Source organism: Burkholderia sp. FERM BP-3421, assembly GCF_028657905.1.
Taxonomy (GTDB): Bacteria; Pseudomonadota; Gammaproteobacteria; order Burkholderiales; family Burkholderiaceae; genus Burkholderia.
Map to the genome: position 1 here is coordinate 2,141,223 of NZ_CP117781.1, position 15,767 is coordinate 2,156,989.

General features: G+C 67.6%; 15 protein-coding genes. 6 read left to right on the top strand and 9 right to left on the bottom strand.

The window, feature by feature from the left end; genetic code table 11:
- Both Bsp3421_RS12305 and Bsp3421_RS12310 read left to right on the top strand, forming a co-directional pair.
- Positions 1-1,542 carry a class I adenylate-forming enzyme family protein gene (locus Bsp3421_RS12305; protein ID WP_273996236.1) on the top strand — a complete coding sequence of 514 codons (1,542 nt, stop codon included), beginning with the start codon at positions 1-3 and terminating at the stop codon, positions 1,540-1,542.
- Between the two features lie 71 nt (positions 1,543-1,613).
- On the top strand, positions 1,614-1,886 hold the full coding sequence (locus Bsp3421_RS12310) for a hypothetical protein (protein ID WP_273996237.1): 273 nt from the start codon (positions 1,614-1,616) through the stop codon (positions 1,884-1,886).
- A gap of 18 nt (positions 1,887-1,904) precedes the next feature.
- Here the strand turns inward: Bsp3421_RS12310 and Bsp3421_RS12315 are convergent, their stop codons facing one another.
- Positions 1,905-3,377, bottom strand: a complete 1,473-nt coding sequence (locus Bsp3421_RS12315; RefSeq protein WP_273996238.1) for an aminotransferase-like domain-containing protein — start codon at positions 3,375-3,377, stop codon at positions 1,905-1,907.
- A 219-nt stretch (positions 3,378-3,596) separates the two neighbouring features.
- Here Bsp3421_RS12315 and Bsp3421_RS12320 point away from each other — a divergent pair, with 219 nt between their 5' ends.
- Complete coding sequence (locus tag Bsp3421_RS12320) at positions 3,597-3,956, top strand: hypothetical protein (RefSeq protein WP_273996239.1); 360 nt, start codon at positions 3,597-3,599, stop codon at positions 3,954-3,956.
- Between the two features lie 264 nt (positions 3,957-4,220).
- On the opposite strand, the gene Bsp3421_RS12325 is transcribed toward Bsp3421_RS12320, so the two are convergent.
- The 4 genes from Bsp3421_RS12325 to Bsp3421_RS12340 all read right to left on the bottom strand — a co-directional run bounded on the left by Bsp3421_RS12325 (position 4,221) and on the right by Bsp3421_RS12340 (position 10,173).
- Positions 4,221-4,727, bottom strand: coding sequence for a GNAT family N-acetyltransferase (locus Bsp3421_RS12325; protein WP_273996240.1), 507 nt, complete (start codon positions 4,725-4,727; stop codon positions 4,221-4,223).
- Positions 4,728-5,052: 325 nt separating this feature from the next.
- Positions 5,053-6,870, bottom strand: coding sequence for a DUF4153 domain-containing protein (locus Bsp3421_RS12330; RefSeq protein WP_273996241.1), 1,818 nt, complete (start codon positions 6,868-6,870; stop codon positions 5,053-5,055).
- A gap of 389 nt (positions 6,871-7,259) precedes the next feature.
- Positions 7,260-9,266: a family 2A encapsulin nanocompartment cargo protein cysteine desulfurase gene (locus Bsp3421_RS12335; protein ID WP_273996242.1), complete on the bottom strand. Its 2,007-nt coding sequence runs from the start codon at positions 9,264-9,266 to the stop codon at positions 7,260-7,262.
- Positions 9,241-10,173 carry a family 2A encapsulin nanocompartment shell protein gene (locus Bsp3421_RS12340; RefSeq protein WP_273996243.1) on the bottom strand — a complete coding sequence of 311 codons (933 nt, stop codon included), beginning with the start codon at positions 10,171-10,173 and terminating at the stop codon, positions 9,241-9,243. The genes Bsp3421_RS12335 and Bsp3421_RS12340 overlap by 26 nt, the downstream gene beginning before the upstream one ends.
- Positions 10,174-10,384: 211 nt before the next feature.
- Between Bsp3421_RS12340 and Bsp3421_RS12345 the strand changes: the two genes are divergently transcribed.
- Complete coding sequence (locus Bsp3421_RS12345) at positions 10,385-10,561, top strand: hypothetical protein (RefSeq protein WP_273996244.1); 177 nt, start codon at positions 10,385-10,387, stop codon at positions 10,559-10,561.
- 147 nt (positions 10,562-10,708) lie between these two features.
- On the opposite strand, the gene Bsp3421_RS12350 is transcribed toward Bsp3421_RS12345, so the two are convergent.
- From Bsp3421_RS12350 to Bsp3421_RS12360, 3 genes are read right to left on the bottom strand one after another with little or no spacing between them, the layout of a single operon-like run.
- Entirely contained in the window at positions 10,709-10,954 is a 246-nt protein-coding gene (locus Bsp3421_RS12350) for a helix-turn-helix domain-containing protein (RefSeq protein ID WP_273996245.1), read from the bottom strand.
- Positions 10,951-11,907, bottom strand: coding sequence for a serine O-acetyltransferase EpsC (gene epsC / locus Bsp3421_RS12355; RefSeq protein ID WP_273996246.1), 957 nt, complete (start codon positions 11,905-11,907; stop codon positions 10,951-10,953). The genes Bsp3421_RS12350 and epsC overlap by 4 nt, the downstream gene beginning before the upstream one ends.
- Positions 11,908-11,947: 40 nt before the next feature.
- On the bottom strand, positions 11,948-12,415 hold the full coding sequence (locus tag Bsp3421_RS12360; RefSeq protein WP_273996247.1) for a rhodanese-like domain-containing protein: 468 nt from the start codon (positions 12,413-12,415) through the stop codon (positions 11,948-11,950).
- Positions 12,416-12,889: 474 nt separating this feature from the next.
- Between Bsp3421_RS12360 and Bsp3421_RS12365 the strand changes: the two genes are divergently transcribed.
- Positions 12,890-13,111: a hypothetical protein gene (locus Bsp3421_RS12365; protein ID WP_273996248.1), complete on the top strand. Its 222-nt coding sequence runs from the start codon at positions 12,890-12,892 to the stop codon at positions 13,109-13,111.
- Positions 13,112-13,362: 251 nt separating this feature from the next.
- Positions 13,363-14,052, top strand: a complete 690-nt coding sequence (locus Bsp3421_RS12370) for a response regulator transcription factor (protein WP_273996249.1) — start codon at positions 13,363-13,365, stop codon at positions 14,050-14,052.
- Positions 14,053-14,100: 48 nt separating this feature from the next.
- Here Bsp3421_RS12370 and Bsp3421_RS12375 read toward each other — a convergent pair whose 3' ends face one another.
- Positions 14,101-15,615 carry an acetyl-CoA hydrolase/transferase family protein gene (locus tag Bsp3421_RS12375; RefSeq protein WP_273996250.1) on the bottom strand — a complete coding sequence of 505 codons (1,515 nt, stop codon included), beginning with the start codon at positions 15,613-15,615 and terminating at the stop codon, positions 14,101-14,103.
- Positions 15,616-15,767 lie beyond the last annotated feature (152 nt).

A 15,767-nucleotide genomic window follows, 5' to 3' on the forward strand; every position in this document is an offset into this window, starting at 1 on the left:
ATGAACTACAACCTGAGCGACTTGCTGGCCCATCGCGCGTATCTCGCGCCGACGCACGAGGGCTTCGTCGGGCCGGACTACCGGTACAGCTATGCGGAGGTCGACCGCCGCTGCACGCGCTTCGCCGCGTGGCTGCGCGCGGCGGGCCTCGCGCCCGGCGACCGCATCGCCGTCTACGGCAAGAACTCGGCGGCGCTCGCGACCGCGATCTTCGGCGCATCGCGCGCCGATGCGATCGTGGTCGTCATGAACTGGCGCCTGCAGGTCGACGAACTCGCTTACATGCTCGACCACAGCGGCGCGCGGGCGCTGTTCTACGACGCCGCGTTCGCGCCGGCCGTCGAGGCGCTGCGCGCGCGCTGCGGCGGGCTCGACCTGCTGGTCTGCCATGGCGACGCGGCGCGCGACCCGCGCTTCGACGACCTCGTCGACGCCGCCGCGCCCGCGCTGCCGCCCTGCCCGCCCGCCACGCGGCGCGGCGACGACGCCGCGGTCATCATGTACACCTCGGGCACGACCGGCCGCCCCAAGGGGGCGATGCTCACCCACGACAATTTCCTCGCGGCAGCGCACGGCACCTCCAGCACGCTCGACTGGTTCGACAGCCACCGCTTCCTGCTCGTCGCGCCGATGTTCCACATCGGCGGGCTGATGCCGCTCACGACCAGCGTGCAGAAAGGCACGATGGTGTACTTCCTGCCCGATTTCGACCCGGCGGCCATCTGGCGCGTGATCGGCCGGGAGCGGATCACCACGATGATGCTGGTGCCCGCGATGCTGAGCGCGCTGCTCGCGGCGGCATCCCAGGTCGACGCCGATCCGTCGAGCCTCGTGCATATCGTGTGCGGCGCGTCGACCGTGCCGCGCGCGCTGATCGACGCGTGGGCCGCGCTCGGCGTCGGCATCCAGCAGGTGTACGGCCTGACCGAGGTGACGGGCGCGCTGACGTTCTGGAAAGCCGCGATGGACCCCGCCAAGGCCGATTCGCACGGCAAGGCGGCGTTCCTGAACCGCCTGCGCATCGTCGATCCGCACACCGGCGCGCCGCTGCCGGCCGGCGTATGCGGCGAGATCCAGTGCGCGGGCGCGGTGGTGTTCGCGGGCTACTGGAACGACCCCGGCGCGACCCGCGCCGCGCTGCGCGACGGCTGGCTCGCGACGGGCGACCTCGGCTATCTCGACGAGGCGGGCTTCCTGTATGTGATCGACCGCCTGAAGGACCTGATCATCAGCGGCGGCGAGAACATCTATCCGTCCGAGGTCGAGCGGGTGCTGCTCGCCGAGGACGGCGTCGCCGAGGCCGCGGTGGTCGGCGTCCCGGACGAAAAATGGGGCGAATCGCCGATCGCGTTCGTGGTGCGCCGGCCCGGCGCGACCGTCACGGGCGACGCGCTGCTCGACGCCTGCCGCGCGCGGCTCGCCCGCTTCAAATGCCCGAAGGCGGTGCGTTTCGTCGACGCGCTGCCCCGCAGCGGCGTGGGCAAGGTCGTCAAGACGACGCTGCGCGAACGGGCCCGCTCGGGGGCCGGCGACGACGATTGACGCACCTGTTGCACACCGCCCGAATACTGGATATATTAACAGTACTGTATTGATATCCAGTGGGGTGTGCGATGGAACACCTGGTCCGTATCGTCAATGAAACCGACCGTCAAATCCTCGTCTGGCTGCGCAGCCAGGTCGGCGACGAGCGCGTGCAGCGCGCCGCGGTGCAAATGGGGCGCGTTCGCAAGCCCTATCTGTCGGCGGTCTGCCGCTATCTCGGGGTATGGCCGCCGCAGGCGGTGCGCCGCCCCATGCCGCGCTCGCAGGTCGACCACACGGTGGGCGACCGCTACCTGTCGCTGATCCGGCAGCATCTCGCCGCCCAGACCGCCGGTCGCTGATCGGCGCGGCCGCGCCGGTCAGGCGGCTTCCCGCACCAGCCCGCCCAGCGTGTGAAACGCCGCGTCCAGCCGCGCATCGAACGGATACGGGCAACTCACGCGCATGCAGGCGTCGAAGCGGTCCGAATTCGAGAAGATCGCCCCCGGCGCGATCCGGATGCCGCGCGCGAGCGCCGCGTCGAACAACGCTTCGGAACGCACGTGCTCCGGCAGCGCCAGCCACAGCAGCAAGCCGCCCGGCGGCGCATTGAGCCGCGTGCCGTCCGGGAAATGCCGCGCGATCGCGTCGACCGTCTGCTCGCGCTGCGCGCGCAAGCGCTCGCGCAGCTGGCGCAGATGCCGGTCGAACGCCCCCGAGCCGATGAATTCGGCCACCACCGCCTGAGACAGCGCCTCGTTGTGGCGGCTTTGCGTGAAGTTCAGCATCCGTACGCGCGCGTGCCAGCGGCCCGCGGCCATCCAGCCGAGCCGCATGCCGGGCGCCAGCACCTTGTTGAACGACGGGCAGTAGATCACCCCGCCGTCGCGATCCCAGGCCTTGACGGGTCTTGCCCGGTCCGCGTCGTCGGCGAGTTCGCGATACGGGTCGTCCTCGATGATCGCCACGCCGTAGCGGGCGCCCAGCGCCACCAGTTCGGCCTTGCGCTCGTCGGGCATGATGCAGCCGAGCGGGTTCTGCAGGATCGGCACGACCACGATCGCCTTGATCGAATCGTAGGCGGCGAGCGCCACGTCGAGCGCTTCGAGCGAGATCCCGGTGGTCGGGCTGGTCGGAATCTCCAGCGCGCGCAGCCCATGGCTTTCAAGGATCTGCAACAGCCCGAAGAAAGCCGGCGATTCGATCACGACCATGTCGCCCGGTTTCGCGACCGCGCGCAGCGCGAGATTCACCGCATCGACGCTGCCGCTCGTCGCCAGCACCTCGTCGGGCGACACCGTCACGCCATACGACAGCGCGCGACGCGCGACCGCCTGCCGATATTCCGGCGCGCCGGCGTCCTGCCCCGGCTCCGTCAACAGCGTCGGCCGCTGTCGCAGCGCGCGGATCGCGAGCGACTGGAGCCGCTCGGCCGGATACAGCGCAGCGCCGGCCGTCGCGCCGCCGAGGTTCAGCGCGTCGGGCTGCTGGCGCGCCCGCTCGACCACGCGCGACACGCGTGCGTGCAGGCCGACGTAGTCCGCCGCGAGCGGCAGCGACGGCAGATCGGGTTCGTGCAGCGCCGCCAGCTTCGCGGCCGGCCGGCGCACGAAGTAGCCGGAGCGCGGCCGGGCGGTCAGCCAGCCACTGTCCTCGAGCCGCCGGAACACTTGCAGCGCGGTGGACAGGCTCACCTCGTGCTGGTCCATCAACGCGCGCACCGAGGGCATGCGGTCGCCGGGCGCGAGCGTGCCGGCTGCGATGATCCGGCGATAGTGCTCGGCCAGGCGTTCGTACAGGGGTTCGTCGGCGAGCGGCAGATACGCGCGGCGCGCGTCGTGATTCGGTTTCATCGGGGGATCGTGCCCATTTGGCTGACTGGGCGCCAGATACAGATCAACGGAATTCGGACGGTAACAGATACGCGCGGGCCGCGTCTGCTGCGCAACAGATTCACGACGGCTGGATCTGTTGTCCATGGGCGCGCTTTCTTAAGCTATCCGACAACGGCCGAACCCGGCCGCGAAGCGCGGCACATCCATGCCGCGCGCGAAACGATCTGGGATAGCGACATGTCCACCGAAGAACTCAGCTGTTGTTCCGGCGCGCGCCACGCGCGCCAACTCAAGCGCGGCAGCGTGCTGGTCGCGTTGCACGGCCGGCTGCGCGTCACCTGCCGCGATGCCGCGCTGCATTGGCTGTCGGGCGCCGCGCCCGCGCTCACGATCGTGCTCGACGAAGGCGAGGCCCATACGCTCACGGACGACGCCTATGTCGAATGGACCGCGGATAGCGGGCGGGCGGTGAGCGGCCTGGTCGACGCGCCGCCGCCGTGGTGGAGAAGCGCGCTCGCGGGCTGGATCGGCAAGCTTGGCCTGCCGCGCGCGCTGGGGACGGTTCCCGCCCGAGGCGCGCGCGACTCGTCGGGGTGAGGTAGCGCGCGCGCCTGGGCTCGCCCGGGTCGGGTCAGGCCGCACGAGACGGCCGCCGCCCGTACCCGGCCTGGATGAGGGCGATGCGCCCACTGCCGCCCACGCGAATGCGGCGCGCGCCGGAGCGCTCAACCCGGCCCCGAGCGCAAGGTATGTATCGCCGGCCTCGGCGAGGCCGCCGCACCATCATCGATGCGCGCGCAACGAAACCTCGCCATGCACGCTGCGCGACATCTCCGACCGGATTCGCCTCCACGCTCCCGCTCAATCCAGCTTCTTGACCATATGCGCTTCATCGTAAAAGCGCCCCGCGACCCGCATCGAGCGCGCCTCGATCCCGAACGTCACGAAGCCGAGCGATTCATACAGCGTCTTCGCCGCGACGTTTTCGGTATTCACGCACAGCTTGATCTGAACCACGCCCCAGTTGGCAGCCGCATGTTCGATCGCCGCGTCGACCAGACGACGCGCAAATCCCTGGCCGCGGTGCGCGGCATCGACGAACACGCCCCAGATCAGCGCCTGGTGACTAACCTGCACGAACGGCTCGCGCCGAACTCCGGTGATGCCGGCCAGGACGCCGTCGATCCACACGCCGACCACCGCCTGATTCGGGGTGGTTCGAATCCGCGCCGCGCACGCGTCGAGCGACGCGGCCGCTTCCTCCTCGCGAGTCGGCCATACGGCGGTCGGCGCGTTATCGATGGCCGCGAGGCGCAAGGTCTTGAACGCGGCGGCATCGGCCAGGTCCAGCAGGCGGAATTCGATCATGAGGCGGCATATCGAGCGTGGAGGAAAGGTCGATCCTAGCGGAACGCCGCGCATGACGTTGTTTCGTTTCGTCATGGTTGCCCGCCCGCTCGCCAACAAAAATTCCTCGCGGAATTCAGTGGCAGTCGTCTACCAACCCAGGGAGGCCTCTCGACCCACCCGATAGCGGCTATTCGAATGATCCGCGCGTTTAGCGGATTCAAAGACGCACCGCAACCGAGTTCCGACCGCGCCATGCCTGCCCCCGCGGCGGCCATCATTCTGCCGGCACGTCGACGTCGCCCTTGGCTGGCGGCCGTGGGCGCTCATCCTCCAGTACGCTCGCTTACTTCGAGCACGCCGCGTCAGGCGCCCATGCCGCTTTCACCTCGATGCGTCGACCATTGATCTGAATGTCTCGCCGTCGAGGCTCGACGAGCTGAAACGTTCCCTTCGCCAAGGCGGCGCGCATCGCGACGCAATCCGGCGCGATCGAAAATTGTCCGACAAGTTGCCAATCCCCATTGCCGGCCTGACCAAACACGTATCCGACGCTTCCGTTGTTCGGCACGAGCACAACGTCGGGTTGGCGCTCCCCGGTCAGGTTGACGAAATAAGCGTCGCACTTCTCTATGCGAAAGCGCAGGCAGACCGGAAGCGTTTCGTATTGCGTGCTCCGCGCCCAGTCCGTCGAGAGAAACGCCCCCGGAACCGATTGCCCGGGCGTACGCGACTCGATATTGCGAGCGAGCGCCGCGGCGTCCGGGCGGGTCGCGTTCCAACGACTTGAACCGGGTTGATTCGCAGCCCGCGCGCTCAGTTCGCGAATCGTTTCGGCATTCGATCCGCGCGTCTCCCCCCGCAGTCGCGCGAGCGCCTGCAGGCCATATCTTGCGGCGTCGTACCGAAGGAAGTCGTAGTCGAAATCCTCGGCGACGACCTTCCCGGCCAGAAGACGGTCCACCTGACTGGCCACCGACAGACGTGCGGGGTCGGCCAACGGCGTGAATACGGCCACGAGAACCGCCAGCGACACCCAGGCCGTGACCACGTTGACAGACCCGATCTTCGCCAGGTTGCCGGTGCGGGTGAGCGCGACCCATGCGTAGCCGATGGCGTAGAAGTAAGCGACGAATGCGCCCGAGCAGGCCAAAACGCGATGCGGCGTGAATCCATACTGCCTGATCCGCAACGCGAGGGCGTAGGTTGCGAGTATCACCAGGACGGGCAGCATCAGGCATGCAATTCTCATGCAGACCCGCAGAACGCGCGATATCTGGTCGGACTCCAGGCCGCTCTTCAAGGCGGCGTTGATGAACACGACCTGTAGCGCCGCCACGCCGAGCAGAATCCACGCACCGGACTTCGTGGCCCACAATAATCCAAGCCCCGTGAACGGCAGTGACGCGAGGAATCCGCCGACGAGGACGACGAGGACCAGGAGCAACCACGAGAGCAGCGACAGGATGAGCGTGCGCGAGCCCCGGATAATGTCCGGCCGCACATCGGTGACATGGAGGGCCGAGGCAAACGCCATCGCGATCACGGGAACGTTGAACCATGCTTCATGCAGGAGTTGCTGGAGGAAATCCAGTTTCAGCAGGAGGAAGAGCGCCGAGCCCAGCCAGAGCACGAGAAACAGCGCGCCTACGAACATCCCGGACAGCAACACCTGCAACACGAGTTTCCAACTGCACTCGAAGTACGACTCGTACGGAGCAAACCACGACCTTGCAGACTCCCCGGCGAGGACGAGGCAGTACGCAATAAACACCATCGCGCCGCTGTAGAAGGTCACGGCCATCGACGGCAGCGGAACCTCGGCGCGGCCCGATGGTTGTATCCCGGCAGCGTCGATGCCGACCGATCGCCACGCGTCGTGACAGCCAAGGATCGCCACGACCGCAGCAAGCAGGACCGTCCACATCGCGAGCCGAGCCCATCTCATCCGTTGCAGGCCCACGATCCATACCGGCGGGATGAATAGGCCGACGAGCAGCAGCGGAAAGAACAGAAGCGGAACGGTCGCGATGCCGCTGCGATGCGCTGCCGCGTTCAGAAGCAGATACAGCATTAATCCCTGGAAGAGGCCGATCAGGAGCCGCGGGACGAAAAGATCTTTTCCCGAAGGGGCCTGCAGTGTCCCCGGCTGATGATTTTGCATATTCTCTCGTACTCCCGATAATGTTTTCGCTTGCGTTCACACCGACCCGACGGTCGCAACCGGTGGGATTGTAGCGTCAACGCAAGCCTGCCACGAGGCGGCGCCGTTCCCGATACCCCGCGCGCGAACGCGATGGAGGAATTCGACGGCGCTGTCGGGGACCGTCGATCGATGCCCAAGCGTCCCGCCATCGATCGGCGCCGACGTCGTCGAAGGCATCCCTCCATCAAGGTCGTCAGGCATCGGGCCCGCGCGTATCGCGACGGGGAATACGCCTTCCTCACGATCCACGCCGCGTTCCCCTGCGTTCCGCGACGACGAACCATGAAAAAGCGCGGGCCCCGCAAGGAGCCCGCGCCGTCCACCCCAACCCGCCGGCCTGCCCGCGTCTACCCGCGCCGCGCCGCCAGACGCCGCACGACATCCACCAGCGCATCGACCTCATCGCAGGTGTTGTAGAACGCAAGCGACGGCCGCACCGTCGTCTCCAGCCCGAAACGGCGCAGGATCGGCTGGGCGCAGTGATGGCCGGAACGCACCGCGATGCCCTCCTCGTTCAGCGCCTGCCCGACCTCCTCGGTCGTATAGCCCTTCAAGACGAACGACAACACGCTCGCCTTGTCGCGCGCCGTCCCGACGAGCCGCACGCCCGGCACCGGCGCGAGCGCATGCGTCGCGTAGGCGAGCAGGTCGTGCTCGTAGCGGGCGATGTTCTCGATGCCGATCCGGCTCACGTAGTCGAGCGCTGCGCCGAGACCCACGGCATCCGCGATGTTGCCGGTGCCCGCCTCGAAACGGTTCGGCGGCGGCTGGAACACCGTGCGCTCGAACGTCACGTCCGCGATCATGTTGCCGCCGCCCTGCCAGGGCGGCATGTCGTCGAGGATCGCGCGCTTGCCGTACACCACGCCGATGCCGGTCGGGCCGTAGATCTTGTGCCCCGAGAACACGAAGAAGTCGGCATCGAGCGCCTGCACGTCGATGCGCATGTGCGAGATCGACTGCGCCCCGTCGACGAGCGCCTTCGCGCCCGCGCGATGCGCCAGCTCGACGATCTCCTTCACCGGCACGACCGTGCCGAGCGCATTCGACACCTGCGTGACCGACACGATCCGGGTGCGGTCGTTCAGCAGCTTCCGGTATTCGTCGAGCAGCACCTGCCCCGAATCGTCGACCGGAATCACGCGCAGCGTCGCGCCCTTCTCCGCGGCGAGTTGCTGCCACGGCACGATGTTCGCGTGATGCTCGAGATGCGACACGATGATCTCGTCGCCCGCGCCGACATGCTGCGCGCCCCAGCTCTTCGCAATCAGGTTGATCGCCTCGGTCGTGCCGCGCACGAACACGATCTCGTCCGACGACGCCGCGCCGATGAAACGCCGCGCCGTGTCGCGCGCCTGCTCGTAGGCATCCGTTGCGCGGCCCGCCAGCGCATGCGCGGCGCGGTGGATGTTCGAGTTCTCGTGCGCATAGAAATACGCGAGACGATCGATCACGGCCTGCGGCTTGTGCGTGGTGGCCGCGTTGTCGAACCAGACGAGCGGCCGGCCGTTCACGCGCTCCTGCAGGATCGGGAAGTCGCGACGCACCGCCTGCACGTCGAACGGCGGATGCGCGCCGCCCACCGCGCCGCGCGACCAGGGCGCGGCAGCTGCATCGTCGATGAAATAGCGCGACGCGCCATCGGTCGACGGCGCCCCGCCCGGCGCGCCCTTCGACAGCAACGCACGCAGCGCGTCGTCACCGGGCAGGCCGAACGTCTCCGGCGACACGGCGTCGTGCGACGGCACGACGAGATCCGGCGCTTCGCGCGGCCAGCCGTGCCGCGACGCGTCGACGAAGTAGTACGGCGACGCGGCCGCGGCCGGCTCCGGACGCGCGTCGCGCCCCGCAAGCCCGTCCGCCTGTGGCACGCCGAGCGCCGCGCCGCCGAGGCGCGGCTCCAGCGCAGGCGCGATCGACACCACGGTGTCGGGCAAGCCGTTCGCGGCGGCCGCATGCGGTGCGAGCGCCGGCGCGCGATTGCCGAGCGACAGCACGTGGGTGGGCGCGGCGGGGGCGAGATTCGCGCCCGCCACCTTGCCCTGCGGCAACGACAGCCCCGGCACGCCGGTCCCGGCGCCGCCCGGCCCGGCAAGCGGCGAGCCCGGCGGCACGGGATTGGACAGCGAGACCAGCGCGGGCGCGGCGGCCGGCAGCGCGGACGGCACGCCGCCCACGGCGCCACTGCCCGTCGCGATGTCGGGGGCGGCAGGCTGGCCGGGCAGCGCGGCGAGGAACTCCGTCGCCAGCCGCGCGAGCGTGGCCGGGTCGGGCAAGCCGGGCGGCACGGGCGGCGCCGGCAGGTCCGGCAGCGCCGACCCGGCGCGATCAGCGATAGGTGTCCGGATAGTCATGGTACTTGCCGATCTCCACGTCATCGAGGACCGCGAGCGCATCCGGTGAATGGACGGCCAGCGAGCAGTACAGCGAAATCAGATACGACGCGATCGCCTGGTTGTTGATCCCCATGAAGCGCACCGACAGGCCCGGGCCCTGCTCGCCCGCGACGCCGGGCTGGTACAGGCCGACCACGCCCTGACGCTTGTCGCCGACGCGCAGCAGCAGGATCTTGGTCTTGCCGTCCGCGACCGGCACCTTGTCGGACGGGATCAGCGGAATGCCGCGCCAGGTCAGGAACTGCGAACCGAACAGGCTGACGGTCGGCGGCGGCACGCCGCGCCGCGTGCATTCGCGGCCGAATGCGGCGATCGCGAGCGGATGCGTGAGGAAGAACGCCGGCTCCTTCCAGACCCGGCTCAGCAGTTCGTCGAGATCGTCGGGCGTCGGCGCGCCCGTCAGCGGGAACACGCGCTGCTCGTCCGTGACGTTCGCGAGCAGGCCGTAGTCGGGGTTGTTGATCAGTTGGCTTTCCTGCAGTTCCTTGATCGTCTCGATCGTGAGGCGCAGTTGCTCCTTGATCTGGTCGTGCGGGCTGCTGTAGAGATCGGAGATCCGCGTATGCACGTCGAGCACGGTGCTCACGGCGTTCAGGAAGTATTCGCGCGGCTGCTCCTCGTACGGCACGAAGGTGCGCGGCAGCACGCCCTCGTCCTCGCGCGCGGTGCACGCGGCCCGCACCGCCTCCGGATTCCGGACCTGGTTCAGCCGATAGATGCCCGCCTCGACCGGCACCCATTGCAACAGATGCGTGAGCCAGCGCGGCGTGATCGTGGAAAGCTGCGGGATGGTCTTGGTGGCATTGGCAAGTTGCCGTGCTGCGTTATCGCCGAGCGCTGTCTGGCCGCTCACTATCGTCGACATAGGTGGCTCCGGGGTCTATAGAAGAAAAACGGCAAAGCTTATGATGAAGTGGAATTATGAAGAGGATTGAATAAGACGCTCAACATGCTATAGCCATCAAATTAAACCGATTGATGGTCAAACATCGGCATTATTCAGATTTGATGACCCGGGGCCGCGTTCTTGCAGGCGCATCGCCGATCGATGACCCGGGCACCCTCGGGAATCGAGCATGCGAAGCCGCAGCCAGGGCGGAAATGCGCGGCAGGCCATGCCCGGCGGCATGGTGCGTTGGAAAATCCAGGAAGTTTTTCGGGGAGACGAAAGGCATCGCCAACTCAACAGCGGAATCATCAATCCAGCATCTCATTTCTTAAAATATTGCCAACAAACCATTCAATACGATTGATTGACAATAATCAGGCGCTCTCGATTGAATTCGATATTGATCAAATAATCGAAGCCGCTTGGACGAGCGCCATGACCGATCTCCGCCGTCTCTCCCTTTCGTGCCGCGCCCGTCCATCCGCCCTGCCCGCGACGATCGGCGCGGCCGTCAGCGCGCCGCCACGACCGAAGGCTCCTCCGGCTCGCCCACCGGCAACAGCCGCGCGAGCGGCACGCCGAACGCGCGCGCGAGCTTGTCCGCGGTCACGATCGAGGCGATCGCGGTGCCGCGCTCCAGCTCGCCGATATACGAGCGGTTGAGCCCGGCATGCTCGGCGAGCCGCTCCTGCGACCAGGCAAGCGCCTCGCGCTGCGCGCGAACCGCGCTGCCGAACCGGCGCACCAGCGCACTCATGACAGCGCCCCCGCCGTGCGGGCCGGTACAGATGCCGCGCCGTCGCGCGCCGCGTCGCTGCGCGACACGGCCTGCGTGACGTGGCTGCCGGGCGGCACGTCCTGCGTGATCCAGACGTTGCCGCCGATCACCGCGCCGCGTCCGATCGTCACGCGACCCAGGATCGTCGCGCCCGCGTAGATCACCACGTCGTCCTCGACGATCGGATGCCGCGCGAGCCCTTTCTCGAGATGGCCCGCCGCATCGCGCGGAAAACGCTTCGCGCCGAGCGTGACCGCCTGATAGACGCGCACCCGCTCGCCGATGATCGCGGTCTCGCCGATCACGACGCCCGTGCCGTGATCGATGAAGAAACCCGCGCCGATCCGCGCCCCCGGATGAATGTCGATCCCGGTTGCCGCATGCGCGTGCTCCGCCACGATCCGCGCGAGCAGCGGCAGTTCCAATCGATACAGTTCGTGTGCGAGCCGGTGATGGATCATCGCCAGCACGCCGGGATAACAGAGCAGCACCTCGTCGACGCTGCCGGCCGCCGGATCGCCGTGATAGGCGGCCAGCACGTCGCTGTCGAGCAGCGCGCGGATGCCGGGCAGGCGCGCCGCGAATACGCGCGCCGCATCGGCCGCGCGGGCGTCGAGCGCCGCCTCGTCGCCGCCGTCCGCCTGCTGGCGGTGCTTGTAGCGCAACTCGAGGCGCGCCTGCGCAAGCAGCGCGTGCAGCGCCTCGTCGAGCGCATGCCCCACATAAAGATTCTCGCTTTCCTGACGCAGATCGGGCGGCCCGAGGCGCATCGGGAACAACACGCCCTTCAGCGCGTCGACGATGCCGGCCAGCGCCTCGCGGGCCGGCAGATCCCGCCCGCCGGGCTCCAGCGAGCGCCGCTGTACTTCACGCCAGCGCTGGCGCACGGTTTGAAGCGATTGCACGATGTCATCGATGTCGAATACCGCCACGGCCACTGCCTCCCAGGTTCCAAATCGCGCGATCCGAATTTCAGTCTTGCCGCCACGGCAGCCCATGCCGCCGCCACCCGTTGATCGCGCCGCGGTGTCCGGCCTCGTCCAGTTCACCCTCGAAACCTTCGAGCACGTTGTAGACCTGCGTGAAGCCGGCTTTCGCGGCGGCCTCGGCGGCAAGCGCCGAGCGATTGCCGCTGCGGCACAACAGCAACACGACGGCTTCCCTGCCGGTCTTCGCCTCCAGCTCGCGCACGAAGCGCGGATTGCGCGTGAGGCTCGTGCCGGTCGCCCAGGCCACGTGCAGGCTGTCCGGCACCTGCCCGACGAAGGCCCGCTCCTCGGCGGTGCGCACGTCGACGAGCAGCGCCGCGCCCCGCGTGACCAGGCCCCACGCGTCGCTCGGCGCCACGCCGCCCGCGTACGAGAGGCCCGCCGCGGCGGCTACGTCGCGCGCCGCCTGCAGGATCGCGTCGAGCGGTCGTTCTTCGAGTGTGGTTGTCATCGTCATCTCCTTCGGGATTGCGCGCCGCGCGGGCGCGCCACATGGGATCGGGCCGGCGGCGTCCGCCGCCTATAGCCATCAGGCGCCCACTATGGAAGAGCCACGCCCCAAGCCGAACCAATTATTTTTCATTTCCTAAGAAGCCCGCCGCGCAGGCGATGGGTGGGGCCGGATCATGAACCTGCTTCGCCCAGCCAGGATCAATGCGGACAGCGCCCCGCGCGTCGCCCTTGCTGTGAATGTGTGACTTTTCTCTTCACGCGCAGCACGCTCATTGGAAATCCTCAAGCGAATTCACGACGCTTCGCACGGCGAATCTCAATATTATTCAACACTCGCGAGAGCAAGCCCATTCAATCGAAATCAAATACATTCCTGGCACAATGCATTTTATTTTTGTCACCTCAGAAGTAATCAAGCGGCTGCCCGGCCGATCAGGCACACCCTCAAATTTAAGCATTGGGATATAAGAATATGCCTAAAAACCAACCCTCCCCATCGACAAAAGCAGTTCCAGAACTGGGCAAAAAGCACAAAAATCACATTAAAAATCAAATCATTACATGCAATCCCAACCTTTTAAGCCGCACCACCCCCACCAACTCGATCCGATGGCAAAATCCACTACCAGAGCGCCATTCCGGCCGCCCTGAAAATGAAAAATCGGATTTACCCTATGGACACCGGACAGATTGATTACAGAATAACGAAACCTCAATATCACCCTCCAGCCAGCACACGCACACTCACCTGAAGCCGGTATATCGATTGCCACGCGCATGCCATCTGAATTCGTTCGCCTGACTGCCGCCTCGCCCCGCGCGGGCGCTGCCCGAATTTCCCCCGGACGGGATAAATCGACCTGGGCGTCGCCGGCGATGCAGGCCCTCCCGGGTTGGCCGCACGCGACCCCGCCGCCGTTCCATCTACAACACAAGAGGCAGCCGATGATCTCGAACCGCAAGTCGATCACGCTCGCGATCCTGGACGACCATGCCGCCGTCCAGCACGGCATCGAGCACTACCTGGCCGACAAGACCGACATCGATGTCCGCGGGAATTTCTCGCGCTCGCGCGATCTGCTGCGCTGGCTCGAATCCCATCAGGTCGACGTCGTGCTGCTCGACTACGTGCTCGGTCCCGACGAGATCGACGGCCTCAACCTGATCCGCCTCGTGCACACCCGCTTCCAGCGCTGCGAGATCCTCATGACATCGAGCATCGAGGTGCCCGCGACCGTCAACCTGATGATGCGGGCCGGCGCGAAAGGTTTCATCGGCAAGAGCCAGGATCTGCGCGAGCTTGCGCACGCGGTCCACGTGGTCGCGCGCGGCAAGACCTACCTGAGCATGGAACTGGCGAGCATCGTGCCGCCCGCCCGGGACGGCCGGGCGGGCCGCGAGGCGCCGACCGTGACGCTGACGTCGGCCAGTTCGCCCGCCCAGCTCGCCGAGACGCAGCTGAGCCCGCGCGAGCACGAGGTGCTGCGCTGCTGCCTGAACGGGATGACGGTGTCGGAAATCGCGATCAAGTTCTCGCGCAGCCGCAAGACGATCAGCGCGCAGAAGCAGTCGGCGTTCCGCAAGCTCGGCGTGCGCAACGATCTCGAGCTGTTCGCGTCGCGCAAGCCGTCGTGACGCGGCAGGCGGACGCGGGCGGCCGGGCGCCGCCCGCGGGTGAGACCCTCAGGGCTTCATCGAGCCCGTGCGCACGTAGCGCTCGTGCCACGACAGCGCCTCGCCGAGCAGGTGCGGCGTCTGCTTGCCGAAGCTCTCGCGGCTCGCGCGCTCGAAGTAGTCCGCCAGCATCGGCCGGAAGTCCGGGTGGGCGCAGTTCGCGATGATCGCGCGCGCGCGCTGCTTCGGTGACAGCCCCCGCAGGTCCGCGAGCCCCTGTTCGGTCACCACCACCGCCACGTCATGCTCGGTATGGTCGACGTGGCTCGCCATCGGCACGATCCGCGAGATCGCGCCGCCCTTCGCCGTGCTCGCCGACATGAAGCACGACAGGTAGCCGTTGCGCGCGAAGTCGCCGGAACCGCCGATGCCGTTCTGGATCTTCGTGCCCATCACGTGGGTCGAGTTCACGTTGCCGTAGATGTCGGCCTCGATCATCCCGTTCATCGCGATGCAGCCCAGCCGGCGCACCAACTCTGGATGGTTGCTGATCTCCTGCGGACGCAGCACGATCTTGTCGCGGAAACGGTCGATCTCGTCCGCGAAACGCTTGACCGCGTCGGGGCTCAGCGACAGCGCGGTCGCCGACGCGAAGCTCAGCGTGCCGTTCTCGAGCAGGTCGAGCATGCCGTCCTGGATCACCTCGGTGAAAGCCGTCAGGCCCTTGAAGCCGCCCGCGCCCAACTCGGCCAGCACCGCGTTGGTGATGTTGCCCACTCCCGACTGCAGCGGCAGCAGGTCGGCCGGCAGCCGGCCGCGCGCGATCTCGTGGCGCAGGAAGTCGAGCAGGTGCCCGGCGATCTGCTTCGAGGTCGCGTCGGGCGCCGAAAACGCATTGCTGCGGTCCGGCGCGTCGGTCTCGACGATCGCGATGATCTTCTCCGGCGCGCAGCGCAGATACGGCTCGCCGATCCGGTCGCCGCTCTTCACGAGCGGAATCGGCACCCGGTTCGGCGGCAGCGCCGTGCCGTAATAGATGTCGTGCATGCCGTCGAGCCCGAGCGGCTGGCGCGTGTTCACCTCGAGGATCACGCGCTGCGCCCGATCGAGCCAGGTCTTGTTGTTGCCGACCGACGCCGACGGAATCAGCAGGCCGTCCTCGCGGATCCCCGCCACCTCCACCACCGCCACGTCCAGCTCGCCGAACAGGCCGAACCACGCGTATTGCGCGACATGGCTCAGGTGGATGTCCTGGTAGTCGAGTTCGCCGGCATTGATCTTGTCCCGCAGGGTCGGATCAGATTGATACGGCAGCCGCATCGAGATACCGTCCGCCCGGGCCAGCGCGCCGTCGAGTTCCGGCGCCGTCGACGCCCCGGTCAGCACGTTGATCCGGAAAGCCTCGCCGCGCGCGTGGGCGGCGCCGATGCGGGCCGCCAGCGCGGCCGGCACCGCCTTCGGGTAACCGGAGCCGGTGAAGCCGCTCATCGCGACGGTCATGCCGGGGGCGATCAACGCCGCGGCTTCGTCCGCGGTGCGGACCAGGGAACGCAGATGGGGAGCGAGGATGCGAGAGGTTGGCATGGCTGGTTGTCGAACGGTTGTCTTGGTATCAATCACGACGAAGTTGCCGCAGCGGGGTGTCTCGGGCGCGGCGCACTGCCCTCGCGGCCGGTCCGGTTCGGGGCCGGCCGCGAGGCACGGCCGGAGTATCGCAGAGCGGCTGCCCGGCATAG

Excerpts from the sequence above, each read along its gene's own strand:
- Bsp3421_RS12305 (WP_273996236.1), top strand. The coding sequence starts at position 1 with ATGAACTACAACCTGAGCGACTTGCTGGCCCATCGCGCGTATCTCGCG.
- Bsp3421_RS12310 (WP_273996237.1), top strand. The coding sequence starts at position 1,614 with ATGGAACACCTGGTCCGTATCGTCAATGAAACCGACCGTCAAATCCTC.
- Bsp3421_RS12315 (WP_273996238.1), bottom strand. The coding sequence starts at position 3,377 with ATGAAACCGAATCACGACGCGCGCCGCGCGTATCTGCCGCTCGCCGAC.
- Bsp3421_RS12320 (WP_273996239.1), top strand. The coding sequence starts at position 3,597 with ATGTCCACCGAAGAACTCAGCTGTTGTTCCGGCGCGCGCCACGCGCGC.
- Bsp3421_RS12325 (WP_273996240.1), bottom strand. The coding sequence starts at position 4,727 with ATGATCGAATTCCGCCTGCTGGACCTGGCCGATGCCGCCGCGTTCAAG.
- Bsp3421_RS12330 (WP_273996241.1), bottom strand. The coding sequence starts at position 6,870 with ATGCAAAATCATCAGCCGGGGACACTGCAGGCCCCTTCGGGAAAAGAT.
- Bsp3421_RS12335 (WP_273996242.1), bottom strand. The coding sequence starts at position 9,266 with ATGACTATCCGGACACCTATCGCTGATCGCGCCGGGTCGGCGCTGCCG.
- Bsp3421_RS12340 (WP_273996243.1), bottom strand. The coding sequence starts at position 10,173 with ATGTCGACGATAGTGAGCGGCCAGACAGCGCTCGGCGATAACGCAGCA.
- Bsp3421_RS12345 (WP_273996244.1), top strand. The coding sequence starts at position 10,385 with ATGCGAAGCCGCAGCCAGGGCGGAAATGCGCGGCAGGCCATGCCCGGC.
- Bsp3421_RS12350 (WP_273996245.1), bottom strand. The coding sequence starts at position 10,954 with ATGAGTGCGCTGGTGCGCCGGTTCGGCAGCGCGGTTCGCGCGCAGCGC.
- Bsp3421_RS12360 (WP_273996247.1), bottom strand. The coding sequence starts at position 12,415 with ATGACAACCACACTCGAAGAACGACCGCTCGACGCGATCCTGCAGGCG.
- Bsp3421_RS12365 (WP_273996248.1), top strand. The coding sequence starts at position 12,890 with ATGCCTAAAAACCAACCCTCCCCATCGACAAAAGCAGTTCCAGAACTG.
- Bsp3421_RS12370 (WP_273996249.1), top strand. The coding sequence starts at position 13,363 with ATGATCTCGAACCGCAAGTCGATCACGCTCGCGATCCTGGACGACCAT.
- Bsp3421_RS12375 (WP_273996250.1), bottom strand. The coding sequence starts at position 15,615 with ATGCCAACCTCTCGCATCCTCGCTCCCCATCTGCGTTCCCTGGTCCGC.